The 11,369-nt window shown below is 73.3% G+C and carries 13 protein-coding genes; 5 read left to right on the top strand and 8 right to left on the bottom strand.

The genetic code is table 11. The annotated features are described in order from the left end of the window. Positions 1–145 precede the first annotated feature (145 nt). Together ACZLMO_RS09080 and recO are read right to left on the bottom strand one after the other, a co-directional pair. Positions 146–949, bottom strand: a complete 804-nt coding sequence (locus tag ACZLMO_RS09080; RefSeq protein WP_463653541.1) for an isoprenyl transferase — start codon at positions 947–949, stop codon at positions 146–148. Beyond that, the gene (gene recO, locus ACZLMO_RS09075; protein WP_463653540.1) at positions 946–1,677 is read right to left on the bottom strand and encodes a DNA repair protein RecO; all 732 of its coding nucleotides are present in this window, start codon (positions 1,675–1,677) and stop codon (positions 946–948) included. Before recO ends, ACZLMO_RS09080 begins: the two co-directional genes overlap by 4 nt. A gap of 88 nt (positions 1,678–1,765) precedes the next feature. Between recO and ACZLMO_RS09070 the strand changes: the two genes are divergently transcribed. Next, positions 1,766–1,975, top strand: a complete 210-nt coding sequence (locus ACZLMO_RS09070) for a type II toxin-antitoxin system VapB family antitoxin (protein ID WP_463653539.1) — start codon at positions 1,766–1,768, stop codon at positions 1,973–1,975. Then, on the top strand, positions 1,972–2,367 hold the full coding sequence (vapC, locus tag ACZLMO_RS09065; protein WP_463653538.1) for a type II toxin-antitoxin system VapC family toxin: 396 nt from the start codon (positions 1,972–1,974) through the stop codon (positions 2,365–2,367). The genes ACZLMO_RS09070 and vapC overlap by 4 nt, the downstream gene beginning before the upstream one ends. A gap of 50 nt (positions 2,368–2,417) precedes the next feature. Here the strand turns inward: vapC and leuA are convergent, their stop codons facing one another. After that, positions 2,418–4,199, bottom strand: a complete 1,782-nt coding sequence (leuA, locus tag ACZLMO_RS09060) for a 2-isopropylmalate synthase (RefSeq protein ID WP_463653537.1) — start codon at positions 4,197–4,199, stop codon at positions 2,418–2,420. A 172-nt stretch (positions 4,200–4,371) separates the two neighbouring features. On the opposite strand from leuA, the gene ACZLMO_RS09055 reads away from it, so the two are divergent. Next, the gene (locus ACZLMO_RS09055; protein WP_463653536.1) at positions 4,372–5,157 is read left to right on the top strand and encodes an SGNH/GDSL hydrolase family protein; all 786 of its coding nucleotides are present in this window, start codon (positions 4,372–4,374) and stop codon (positions 5,155–5,157) included. A gap of 99 nt (positions 5,158–5,256) precedes the next feature. Next, entirely contained in the window at positions 5,257–6,069 is an 813-nt protein-coding gene (locus ACZLMO_RS09050; RefSeq protein WP_463653535.1) for an SGNH/GDSL hydrolase family protein, read from the top strand. Between the two features lie 81 nt (positions 6,070–6,150). Here the strand turns inward: ACZLMO_RS09050 and ACZLMO_RS09045 are convergent, their stop codons facing one another. The 5 genes from ACZLMO_RS09045 to ACZLMO_RS09025 are packed head-to-tail and all read right to left on the bottom strand — an operon-like array spanning position 6,151 to position 9,815. After that, on the bottom strand, positions 6,151–6,657 hold the full coding sequence (locus tag ACZLMO_RS09045) for a mycothiol transferase (RefSeq protein ID WP_463653534.1): 507 nt from the start codon (positions 6,655–6,657) through the stop codon (positions 6,151–6,153). Beyond that, positions 6,657–7,625 (bottom strand): ABC transporter substrate-binding protein, encoded by a 969-nt coding sequence (locus ACZLMO_RS09040; protein ID WP_463653533.1) that lies wholly within the window; start codon positions 7,623–7,625, stop codon positions 6,657–6,659. Before ACZLMO_RS09040 ends, ACZLMO_RS09045 begins: the two co-directional genes overlap by 1 nt. A gap of 2 nt (positions 7,626–7,627) precedes the next feature. After that, entirely contained in the window at positions 7,628–8,332 is a 705-nt protein-coding gene (locus ACZLMO_RS09035; protein WP_425715105.1) for an ABC transporter permease, read from the bottom strand. Beyond that, positions 8,329–8,976: an ABC transporter permease gene (locus ACZLMO_RS09030; protein ID WP_425715107.1), complete on the bottom strand. Its 648-nt coding sequence runs from the start codon at positions 8,974–8,976 to the stop codon at positions 8,329–8,331. The genes ACZLMO_RS09035 and ACZLMO_RS09030 overlap by 4 nt, the downstream gene beginning before the upstream one ends. Beyond that, on the bottom strand, positions 8,973–9,815 hold the full coding sequence (locus tag ACZLMO_RS09025) for an ABC transporter ATP-binding protein (RefSeq protein WP_425715246.1): 843 nt from the start codon (positions 9,813–9,815) through the stop codon (positions 8,973–8,975). The genes ACZLMO_RS09030 and ACZLMO_RS09025 overlap by 4 nt, the downstream gene beginning before the upstream one ends. Positions 9,816–9,893: 78 nt before the next feature. Between ACZLMO_RS09025 and ACZLMO_RS09020 the strand changes: the two genes are divergently transcribed. Then, positions 9,894–11,357 (top strand): dihydrolipoyl dehydrogenase family protein, encoded by a 1,464-nt coding sequence (locus ACZLMO_RS09020; protein WP_425715108.1) that lies wholly within the window; start codon positions 9,894–9,896, stop codon positions 11,355–11,357. Positions 11,358–11,369: the final 12 nt, after the last annotated feature.

Below are 11,369 nucleotides of genomic sequence, written 5' to 3'. Positions count from 1 at the left end.
TACCGACCTGCGAATGCATAGGCAAGGCTCACCTGAGTGAGCCATCCCACGAAACCCGACGAGGGCTCCGTCAGCCCGACGGCCGGGCGGCCTGGTCGAAGGCTCACCTGAGTGAGCCATCCCACGACACCCGACGAGGGCTCCGTCAGCCCGACGGCTCGGCCGCCGCGTCCACGGCACCGCCCCAGCGCCGGTCGCGCCGGGCGTACTCCTCGACCACCCGCCACAGCGAGCGTCGGTCGACGTCGGGCCACGCCTCGTCGGTGAAGACGAGCTCGGCGTAGGCGGACTGCCACAGGAGGAAGTTGCTCGTGCGCCGCTCACCGCCGGTGCGCCACAGCACGTCGACGTCGGGCATGTCCGGCTCGTCGAGGTAGCGCGCGAGGGTCCGCTCAGTCACCCGGTCGGGGTTGACCCTGCCGGCGGCGACGTCGCGGGCGAGGTCGGCGGCGGCGTCGGCCAGCTCTGCGCGCCCTCCGTAGTTCACGCACATCGTCAGGGTCGCGGTCGTGTTGTGCCGGGTCAGCTCCTCGGCCGTCTCGAGCTCGCGGATGACGGAGCCCCACAGCCGTGGGCGCCGACCCGCCCACCGCACGCGGACGCCCCAGGCGTGCATCTCGTCCCGTCGTCGTCGGATGACGTCCCTGTTGAAGCCCATGAGGTAGCGGACCTCGGCGGGCGAGCGCTTCCAGTTCTCGGTGGAGAACGCGTACGCGCTGACGTGCGTCACGCCGATGTCGATCGCTCCGGCGACGACGTCGAGGAGCGAAGCCTCCCCCGCCGCGTGGCCCTCGGTCCGGGGCAGCCCGCGGGCGTTGGCCCACCGGCCGTTGCCGTCCATGATGACGGCGACGTGCGCGGGCACGAGCTCGCGCGGGATCTGCGGCGGGCGTTCGCCGGAGGGGTGGGGCGGCGGCGGGACGGGGTCGGTGCGGGGGGGCCGGCTCATGCGCGCTCCACGAAGGGCAGGGAGCGCAGGCGGCGCTCGAGGTGGTACTGGAGGTGGGCGGCGACCAAGCCCGAGGCCTCGGTGCGGTGGCGGTCGTGCGAGGCGTCGGCCACGGGCCAGTCGCCGGAGAGCAGGGCACCGAGCAGGGTCATCGTCTCCTCCGCCGGCGAGGCCGACCCGGGCGGCCGGCACGACGCGCACATCGCCCCGCCCATCTGGGTGGACCAGGCGCGGTGCGGGCCGTCGGCCCCGCAGCGGGCGCAGTCGTAGCAGCTGGGCGCCCAGCCGGCCACGGCCAGCGAGCGCAGCAGGTAGGAGTCGAGCACGAGCGTGGCCGCGTGCCGGCGCATGCTCATCGCGTGCAGCGCCCCGATGAGCAGGATGTACTGCTGCGGGGCCGGTACCTCCTCGGCCTGGGTGAGCTGGGTGGCGGTCTCGACCATGACGGTCGCGGACGTGAACAAGGAGTAGTCGGCGGCGAGCGAGCGCCCGTAGGGCGCGATCGTCTCGACCTGCGTGACGGTGTCGAGGTTCCGCCCCCGGTGCAGCTGGACGTCGACCACCGTGAAGGGCTCGAGCCGGGCGCCGAAGCGGGAGCTCGTGCGGCGCACGCCCTTGGCGACCGCCCGGACCAGCCCGTGCTCGCGCGAGAGCATGGTGACGATGCGGTCCGCCTCCGACAGGTCGTGGGAGCGCAGGACCACCGCCTCGTCCCGGTAGAGCCTCACTCCCCCATTGTCGCCCCTCGGCCCGACAGGACGACGGACCACCACGGGCCGCGCCGCGCGTCGCACAAGCGAGGTGTATCGTTGGTGTATGGCACGCACCAACATCGACCTGGACGACGACCTCGTCACCGAGGTGATGCAGAGGTACGGCGTGCGGACCAAGCGCGAGGCGGTCGACCTGGCGCTGCGACGCCTGGTCGGGCCGGCGATGACCCGCTCCGAGATGCTCTCGCTCGAGGGGACCGGCTGGGAGGGCGACCTCCACGAGATGCGGGCCGACCGCGTGGTTCGCCCGTGATCCTGGTCGACACCTCGGTGTGGATCGAGTTCCTCCGCGGGACGACGACGCCGGCCACGGAGTTCGTCCGCGACCACCTGGGCAATGATCTCGCGACGACCGAGCCGGTGATGATGGAGCTCCTCGCGGGGACCCGGGCAGGCCGCCGGACCGAGCAGGTGGAGCGGCTCATGCTCAGCCAGCACTGGTGCCGGGTGGATCCGACCCTCGACTACCGCGGCGCCGTCGACGTCTTTCACGCGGCTCGCGCCGCGGGTACCCAGCCCCGGGCTCTCCAGGACTGCCTGATCGCGGCGATCGCCCTCCGACACGGAGCGAGACTCGCGCACCGGGACGTCGACTACGACCACCTCGCACGGGCGACGGGCCTCGAGGTCATCGACCTGAGGTAGGCACGGGCGTCCCGGCGCGCGGGCCCGTCAGCCCGCGGCCGGTCCGCCCGTCAGCCGGCGGCCGGTCCGCCCGCCGTACGTGCGGCCCGGTTGACGGCCGAGATGATCGCCTGGAAGGACGCGGTCATCGTCGACGGGTCGACCCCGACGCCCCACACGACCTGGTCACCGGTCTCCACCTCGAGGTAGGCCGCCGCCATCGCGTCCCCGCCCGCCGAGAGCGCGTGCTCGGCGTAGTCGAGCACGGAGGCCTCGACCCCGATGCTGCCGAGCGCGTGGACGAACGCGTCGATCGGACCGTTGCCGCGCCCGGAGAGGAGGAGCTCCTCCCCGCCGTCGTCGAGCACCACCGTGAGGTCGGCGTCGCCGCCCTCCCCGTGGGAGGTGAGCGACGTGCTGCGCAGCGTGTACCGGCCCCACGGCGCGAGGCCGTCGGTCACGGTGTACGGCAGGTACTCGTCGACGAAGATCGACCACAGCCGCTCTGCGTCGATCTCCCCGCCGTAGGCGTCGGTGTGCTTCTGCACGATGCCGGCGAGCTCGATCTGCAGGCGACGCGGCAGGTCGAGGCTGCGCGTGGAGTGCAGGAGGTAGGCGATGCCGCCCTTGCCGGACTGGCTGTTGACGCGCACCACGGCCTCGTACGTCCGCCCGACGTCCTTCGGGTCGACGGGCAGGTAGGGCAGGTCCCAGACCACGGCCGCGTCGTCGTCGCCCGCCTCGGCCACCTTGGCGTCGCGGACCTGGAAGCCCTTCTTGATGGCGTCCTGGTGCGAGCCGGAGAACGAGGTGTAGACGAGGTCGCCCCCGTACGGGTGGCGGGCGTGGACGTCCATCTGCGTGCAGTGCTCGACGGTGCGGCGCACCTCGTCGATGTCCGAGAGGTCGATCATCGGGTCGACGCCCTGCGAGTACAGGTTCATCGCGAGCGTGACGAGGTCGACGTTGCCGGTGCGCTCGCCCTGCCCGAACAGGCAGCCCTCGACCCTGTCGGCGCCGGCGAGCATCGCCAGCTCGGCGGCCGCCACGCCCGAGCCGCGGTCGTTGTGCGGGTGCACCGAGAGCGCCACGTGCTCCCGGTGGCTCAGGTGCCGGCTCATCCACTCGATCTGGTCGGCGTAGACGTTTGGCGTCGCGCGCTCGACCGTGGCGGGCAGGTTGAGGATGATCTCGCGCCCGCTCTCGGGCTGCCACGCCCCCATGACGGCCTCGGTCACCTCGAGGGCGAAGTCGAGCTCGGTGTCGACGAAGATCTCGGGGCTGTACTGGTAGCCGAACACTGTCTCGTCGCCGAGCACCTTCTCGGCGTGCGCCATCACCTCGCGTGTGCCGTCGACGGCGAGGTCACGCGTGCCCTCCCGGCCGGCGCGGAACACGACGTCGCGGAACACGGGCGCCGTCGCGTTGTACATGTGGACGGTGGCCCGTGGGAAGCCGACGAGCGACTCGACCGTGCGGTGGATGAGCTCGGGGCGCGCCTGCGTGAGGACGGAGACGGTGACGTCCTCGGGCACGGCGTCGTCGTCGACGAGCGAGCGGACGAAGTCGAAGTCGGCCTGCGAGGCGGCCGGGAAGCCGATCTCGATCTCCTTGTAGCCGAGGCGGACGAGAAGGTCGAACATCGTGCGCTTGCGCTCGGGCGTCATCGGCTCGATGAGCGCCTGGTTGCCGTCGCGCAGGTCGGTCGAGAGCCACCGGGGGGCGACGGTCACCCGCTCGTCGGGCCACGTGCGGTCCGGGAGGTGGACCGGGTTCGTCTCGGCGAACGGCCGGTACTTCGTCACCGGCATCCCGGACGGGCGCTGGAGGTTGGTGGTGCCGCGAGTCTTCATCAGGTCTCCTGGTCGAGGGTCACGTGCGGCCAGCACGACGTCTCCCGCGACGAGGAGCCGGCCTCAGAGGGCCTCGCCGCGGCAGATAAGGAGCAGGAGCTCGGTACGCACGGGACGACCATACTCCGCCCGCGCCGGTGATCGACCATCCGTCCGCCGATACGGTGTCCGCGTGCGACTCTCCCCCGGCGCGGTGGCGGCCGTCGTCGCTCTCGCGGCGGCGGCGATCGGGGCGTCCGCGCTCGCGCTCGGCTCCCGGCGCACACGCCGCCAGGTCGAGATCCATCGCGACTGGTGGGCCGCCCGGACACATACCCCGCCCGACGACGACGCGTTCCACCTCGCCGTGCTCGGCGACTCCGCGGCGCAGGGCGTCGGTGTGCCGGACCCGGCGCGCGGCTACGTGGTGCGGGTCGCCGACCGCCTGGCGACGGAGCTGGACCGTCCCGTCGCGACGACGAACCTCTCGGTCTCCGGTGCGACGACGGCGGACCTCGTCGCCGACCAGCTCCCGCTCCTCGAGGGCCTGCGCGCGGACGCCGACCTCGTCGTCTGCGTCGTCGGATCCAACGACGTGGTACGCGGCTCCTACGAGCCCGCCGGCTTCGGCGACCGGATCGAGAAGATCGCCGCCGCCCTGCCGGCCGGGAGCGTGCTCGGCGAGGTGCCCTGCCTCGGGCACCCACCGTGGGAGCCGCGCGTGCGGCGGCTCAACCCGCTCGTGCGCGCCGCGGCGCAGCGGCACGGCCACACGGTGGCCGAGCTGCACGGTGCGTCGGCCGCGCTGTGGCCGGTGCGCATCCTCGGGTACGTGGCCGGGGACTGGTTCCATCCGAACGCCCGGGGCTACGCGCTGTGGGCGGACGCCATCTGGGCGGCCACCCGTGCGACCCCGGCCGTCCGCGCGGCGTCGGCGGCGCGCCCCGCGTCCGACCACGGTGCGGCCCCTGCCACGTGACGGCCTCCATCGACATCCGCCACGCGCCACCTGTGATCCTCCCGCCGCGGGCCCCACTCCCCTGGCCGGGCCGGCGCGACGAGCCCTAACCTGGCGGGCATGCCTTCTCGAACGTCGTCCTCCGCGCGCGCGTCCTGGGGCCCGGTCGCGGTCGTCGCGAGCGCCGTGGCCGCCGGTGCCGTCGCCACCGCGGGAGCCGCCGCCACCTACCTCGGCCGCCGCTGCATCGTCAGCCGACAGGTGCCGGTCCACCGCGAGTACTGGGCGCAGCGCATCCACGAGGTCCGGGCCGCCACGGTCCCGGAGGCGTTCCACCTCGTCGTCGTCGGCGACTCCGCCGCCCAGGGAGTGGGGGTCCCGGACCCGAGCCACGGCTGGGTCGCCCGCGTCGAGCGGCGTCTCGCCGAGGCGCTCGACCGCCCCGTCGTCACCACCAACCTGTCCGTCTCCGGCGCGACCACGGCCGACCTGGTCGCCGACCAGCTGCCGCTCCTGCAGGGCCTCGAGGGCGGACCCGACCTCGTCATCTGCGAGATCGGTGCCAACGACGTGGCCCGCCGCCAGGTGACCGTTCCGGGCTTCGCCAACCGGATGGAGACGATCGCGACCGCGCTGCCCCACGGCAGCGTCGTCGCCGACGTCCCGAGCTACGGGTACGGCCCGCACGAGCTGTGGGCCCGCCGCGCGAGCACCACCATCCGGGAGACCGCGGAGCGGCACGACCTGCACCTGGCCGAGCTCCACTCGGCCACCCGGCCGCTCTGGCCGCGCATCGTGCTCACGCACATGGCCGAGGACCTCTTCCACCCGAACGCCGCCGGCTACGAGGTGTGGGCGGACGCGATCTGGGCGGGCGTCGAGGCTGCGCTGCACGAGCGCGGCCTCGTGGCCCGCGAGCTGCTCGCCGTCTGACCGGCGCTCCGCGTCCGACCGGCGCGGAGCGTCCGACCGGGGCCCGCGGCGCACCGCGCCGGCCCCGGGGCGCCCGCGTGGTCAGCGACGCTCGAGGATTCCCCGGACGAACGCGGCCTGCCCCACGTGCTTGAGGCAGTCGTCCAGCACGCTGACAAGCCGCACGCCCATCGTCGTCGGCGGGTCCCAGCTCTCGTCGACCACCCGGTCGAGGTCCGCCTCCGTGAGCCCGCGGACGCACCGGAGCGTCTGCTCGTGCACGGCGTCGTGGTAGTCGAGCACGAGACGCGCGTCGAAGCCCGTCACCCGGTCGACGTCCTCGGCGGTGTGCCCGTAGCCGACGCCCTCGACGTCGAGGTCGAACCGCTGCGCCCAACCCTCCGTCGACCACAGCTCGTCGACGCCGAAGGCGCCGGCCACGTGGTCGTCCTGCACGCGCGTCAGGTGCCACAGGAGCCAGCCGATGGAGTTTGCCCCGGGATCGAGGCGGGCATCGAGCTGCTCGCGGGTCAGCGAGAAGCCGGCGCGGTGGACGGAGCCGTTGATGCGCGTGAACGCGTCGACGAGGATGTCGTTGGTCGTGGCCATCAGTTCCCTCCCAGGTCGTTCTCGGCGAGCCAGTCGGTCGCGATCGTCGCGGAGTCCAGCTGCTCCTCGACGCTGCGCGCGTTGAGCTCGATGAGCTCGGAGGTGGTGAGCGCCTCGCTGACCGGGTCGAGCACATCGCCGAGCTCACCGGACAGATCCTCCGGCACGAGGGGCACGACGTTCTGGGCGAGGATCATGCTCTCCGGGTCCTCGAGCGTGACGAAGTCGCCCGACGCGAGGTCCGGGTCGGCGGTGTAGATGTCGCCCATCGTGATGGTGCCGTCGAGGATGGCGCCCTTGGTCAGGGGGCCGCCGGAGTCGCCGATGGCGAGGAACTCGACCTCGACGCCGTAGAACTCCTCGAGTCCCGCCGGTCCGTACGGGCGCTCCTCGAGCTCGGCGTTGCCCCCGACGGTGATCTCGCCGTCGTACTCGGCAAGGTCCGCGAGGCTCGTGATGCCGTTCTCCTCGGAGAACTCGGCCGTCACGTTGTAGGAGTCGGCGTCCTGGGCCTCGGAGTACTCGAGAACCGCCATCCCCTCCGGAAGGGCCCGCTCGAGCTCGGCGGCGACGTCCTCGCTCGCCCGCGCCTCCGTGTCGGGCGCGTAGAACTGCAGGAGGTTGCCCGTGTACTCGGGCAGGACGTCGACCTCGCCACCCTCCATCGCCTGCAGGTAGACGTCGCGCTGGCCGATCTGGAACTGCCGCTCCACCCCGTAGCCGGCGTCCTCGAGGACCTGCGCGTAGATCTCGGCGATGATCTCGTTCGAGTAGTAGGCCTGCGAGCCGACGACCACCGTCTCCCCCGCCGCCCCCGGGCCGTCGGAACCGGTCTCCGAGCCGGACTCGCCGGCGTCGTCGGGCGCGTCCGCGGAGGTCTCCTCCTCGAAGGGGTCCTCCGACCCGCAGGCCGCGAGCGTGAGGGCGGCCGCGGCGAGGACCGCGGCGGTGGTGGTGTGGCGACGCATGATCAGCGACCTTCCGTAGGGACGACGTCTCCGAGTCTCCCCCGCGCACCGCTCGCCCGCACGGCGAGCCTCGCGATCAGCGCGAACACGCCGTCGACGACGAGGGCCAGGACCACGATGACCAGCGCCGCCCCGAGCATCTCGTCGTAGCGCTGCAGCGAGATGCCGCGCTGGATGTAGGTGCCCAGGCCGCCGAGGCCGACGTAAGCGGCGAGCACGGCCGTGGCGATGATCTGGAGCGCGGCGTTCCGCAGCCCGCCGACGAGCAGGGGCAGCCCGAGCGGTGCCTCGACCCGCGTGAGGACCTGCCAGTGCGTCATTCCCTGGGCGCGGGCGGCGTCGACGACGACGCGATCGACGTTCTCCACGCCGGCGTAGGCACCCGCGAGCACGGAGGGGATGCCGAGGACGACGAACACCACCGTGGCGGCGAGGAGCGCGTCCCCGACACCGACGAGCAGGGTGAGGACCGTGAGCAGGCCGAGCGAGGGCAGGGCGCGACCAGCCCCGGAGAGGCCGACGACGAGCTGCTTCCCGCGGCCGGTGTGTCCGACGAGGTAGCCGAGCGGCACGGCGACGAGCGCCGAGATCAGCAGCGCGACGAGCGAGTACCAGGCGTGCTCACCGATGCGCTCGAGCAGGTTCCCGGGCCCCGTCCACTGCTCGGGGTCGGTGAGCCACGCGAGGGCGTCGCGGAAGAGGTTCATGCGCGCGCCCCCGTCCATCGGCTCCATGGCATGAGGAGGCGGCCCAGCAGGAGGAGCGCGACGTCGATGACGAGCGCGACGACGACGGTGGCGACGATCCCCGCGACGATCTCGGCGACGATGCCGCGCTGCAGCCCGTCCATGAAGAGGTAGCCGAGGCTCGGGATGCCGACGAGCACGCCGACGGTCACCATGCTCACCGTGCTCATGGCGACCACGCGGAGCCCGGAGAGCAGGACGGGTCCGGCCAGCGGCAGCTCGACCGACCAGAAGCGTCCCGGCCCGGAGTAGCCCTGGGCGGTGGCGGAGCGGCGGACGTCGGGGTCGACGGCGCCGAGCGCGTCGGTGACGGTGCGCGTCATGAGAGCGACCGCATAGATGGTCATCGCGACGACGACGTTGAGCTCGCTGAGGAACCCGATCCCCAGGACCGGCGGGAGCAGGACGAACAGGGCGAGCGAGGGGATCGTGTAGAGGAGCCCGACGACGGTGAGCACCGCGCCGCGGGCGGCCGGGTAGCGCCACGCGAGGATGCCGGGCGGCAGGGCGAGCAGGAAGCCCGCGACGATCGGGATGAGGCACAGCCGGGCGTGCCGCAGCGTGAGCTCCCCGATGAGGTCGAGGTTGTCCGCGACCCAGGTCATCCGGCGCCCTCTCGGGAGGTGCCCGGGTCGTCGGCGAGCACGCCCGCGGGGCGCCCGTCGGCGTCGACGACGATCCGGCGTCCGTCCGCCTCCTCGATCCGGAGCGCACGGCGACCCCGGTCGGCGCCGATGAAGGAGGCGACGAAGTCGTCCGCGGGAGCGGCGAGCAGCTCGGCGGGGCTGCCCTGCTGCACGATCCGGCCGCCCTCGGCGAGGAGCACCACGTGGTCGCCGAGCCGGAAGGCCTCGTCGATGTCGTGGGTGACGAGCACGATCGTCTTCGACAGGGTGCGCTGGAGGCGGAGCAGCTCGTCCTGCAGCTCGGTGCGGACGATGGGGTCGACGGCGCCGAAGGGCTCGTCCATCAGCAGGATGTTCGGATCGCTCGCCAGCGCCCGGGCGACGCCGACGCGCTGCTGCTGCCCGCCGGAGAGCTGGGCGGGGTAGCGGCGCGCGAGCGACCGTTCGAGGCCGACGGTGTCCATCAGCTCCAGGCCCCTCTCGTGGGCGGCGGCCTTCGGCGTGCCGGTGAGGCGCAGGACGGTGGCGACGTTGTCGATCACCCGGCGGTGCGGCAGCAGGCCGGCGCTCTGCATGACGTAGCCGATGCTGCGGCGCAGCGCGACGGGCTCGCGGGTGGCGACGTCGGTGCCGTCGATCGACACGGTGCCCGAGCTCGGCTCGACCATCCGGTTGATCATCCGCAGGATCGTCGTCTTGCCCGAGCCGGACGAGCCGACGAGGACGGTCACCTCGTGCGGACGGATGACGAGGTCGAGATCGTCGACCGCGCGCGTGCCGCCCGGGAAGGTCTTGGTGACGGACCGGAGCTCGATCATCCGGCGGCCCCTCGTGCGCATGCCATCCCCCGAGCGTAGGGTCATCAGCGCCAGCACCGCCCGACGAAGTGGGGCTCCATGTCCGTCAGCGACCCGTCCGAGCAGCACCCGTCACCGCCCGACGACGACGCCGACACCTGGGACGTCGTCGTCGTGGGGGCCGGACCGGTCGGGGAGAACGTCGCCGACTACGCCGTCCAGGGCGGGCTCTCGGCGGTGGTGGTCGAGGCCGAGCTCGTCGGCGGGGAGTGCTCGTACTGGGCGTGCATGCCGTCCAAGGCGCTCCTGCGCAGCGGCGACGCACGCCGCGCCGCGCTGGCCGTCGACGGCGCCCGCCAGGCGGTCACCGGCGACCTCGACGTCGGGGCCGTCCTCGCGCGACGGACCTCGTTCACGTCCGACTGGGACGACGCCGGTCAGGTCGAGTGGCTCGGCTCGGCCGGCATCGACCTCGTCCGCGGGAGGGGCCGGCTGAGCGGGGTGCGCGAGGTGACGGTCGAGCTCGAGGGCGGCGGCGAGCGCGTGCTGCGGGCCCGTCACGCCGTCGCGCTCGCCACGGGGACGCGGCCGTTCCTGCCCGACGTCCCGGGACTGCGCGAGGCCGAGCCGTGGACCAACCGCGAGGCGGTGTCCGCGACCGAGATCCCCGACTCCCTCGTGGTGATCGGAGGCGGGGCCGTCGGCTCCGAGCTGGCGGGAGCCTTCAGCGACCTCGGTGCGCGGGTGACCATGCTCGTGCGCGGCGGCCTCCTCGGCGGCTACGAGCCGTTCGCGGGCGAGACGGTCACCGAGGCGCTGGCCGCGCGCGGCGTCGACGTCCGCACGGGCGTCTCACCGTCGGCCGTGCGCCGGATCGCCTCGGGTGTCGAGATCGATCTCGACGACGGCTCCACCGTGCGGTCCGAGCAGCTCCTCGTGGCCACCGGCCGGGAGCCGCGGCCAGGGCTCGGGCTCGACGCCGTCGGCCTGCCGGAGGGGTGGGTCGACGTCGACGAGACGCTGCGTGCGCTGGGCCCCGACGGCGCGCCGCTGGACTGGCTCTACGCCGTCGGGGACGCCAACCACCGCGCCCCGCTCACGCACCACGGGAAGTACCAGGCGCGCGCCGCGGGTGCGGCGATCGCGGCCCGCGCGGCAGGCGAGCCGGTCGAGGCCGAGCCGTGGGGCATGCACGCGGCGACGGCCGACGCGCTCGCGACGACCCAGGTGGTGTTCACGGACCCGCAGGTCGCGAGCGTCGGCCGCACGGCAGCCCAGGCCGAGGAGGCCGGCCACCCGGTGCGGGTCGTCGACCAGGACCTCGGCGCAGTGGCGGGCTCGGCGCTGCACGCCGACGGGTACGCCGGGAAGGTCCGGATGGTCGTCGACGAGGAGCGGGAGGTGATCGTCGGGATGACGTTCGTCGGGCCCGACGCCGCCGAGCTGCTGCACGCCGCGACGATCGCGGTGGTCGGCGAGATCCCGCTCGACCGCCTGTGGCACGCCGTGCCCGCCTACCCGACGATGAGCGAGGTGTGGCTGCGCCTCCTCGAGGCCTGGTAGCCGCGCGCCCGG

The sequence above is a fragment of the Georgenia sp. G2120 genome, assembly GCF_055326485.1.
This window is presented reverse-complemented; position numbering and strand designations above follow the sequence as displayed.

Excerpts from the sequence above, each read along its gene's own strand:
- ACZLMO_RS09070 (WP_463653539.1), top strand. The coding sequence starts at position 1,766 with ATGGCACGCACCAACATCGACCTGGACGACGACCTCGTCACCGAGGTG.
- ACZLMO_RS09025 (WP_425715246.1), bottom strand. The coding sequence starts at position 9,815 with ATGATCGAGCTCCGGTCCGTCACCAAGACCTTCCCGGGCGGCACGCGC.
- ACZLMO_RS09030 (WP_425715107.1), bottom strand. The coding sequence starts at position 8,976 with ATGACCTGGGTCGCGGACAACCTCGACCTCATCGGGGAGCTCACGCTG.
- ACZLMO_RS09040 (WP_463653533.1), bottom strand. The coding sequence starts at position 7,625 with ATGCGTCGCCACACCACCACCGCCGCGGTCCTCGCCGCGGCCGCCCTC.
- ACZLMO_RS09020 (WP_425715108.1), top strand. The coding sequence starts at position 9,894 with ATGTCCGTCAGCGACCCGTCCGAGCAGCACCCGTCACCGCCCGACGAC.
- ACZLMO_RS09035 (WP_425715105.1), bottom strand. The coding sequence starts at position 8,332 with ATGAACCTCTTCCGCGACGCCCTCGCGTGGCTCACCGACCCCGAGCAG.
- leuA (WP_463653537.1), bottom strand. The coding sequence starts at position 4,199 with ATGAAGACTCGCGGCACCACCAACCTCCAGCGCCCGTCCGGGATGCCG.
- ACZLMO_RS09050 (WP_463653535.1), top strand. The coding sequence starts at position 5,257 with ATGCCTTCTCGAACGTCGTCCTCCGCGCGCGCGTCCTGGGGCCCGGTC.
- ACZLMO_RS09045 (WP_463653534.1), bottom strand. The coding sequence starts at position 6,657 with ATGGCCACGACCAACGACATCCTCGTCGACGCGTTCACGCGCATCAAC.
- ACZLMO_RS09080 (WP_463653541.1), bottom strand. The coding sequence starts at position 949 with ATGAGCCGGCCCCCCCGCACCGACCCCGTCCCGCCGCCGCCCCACCCC.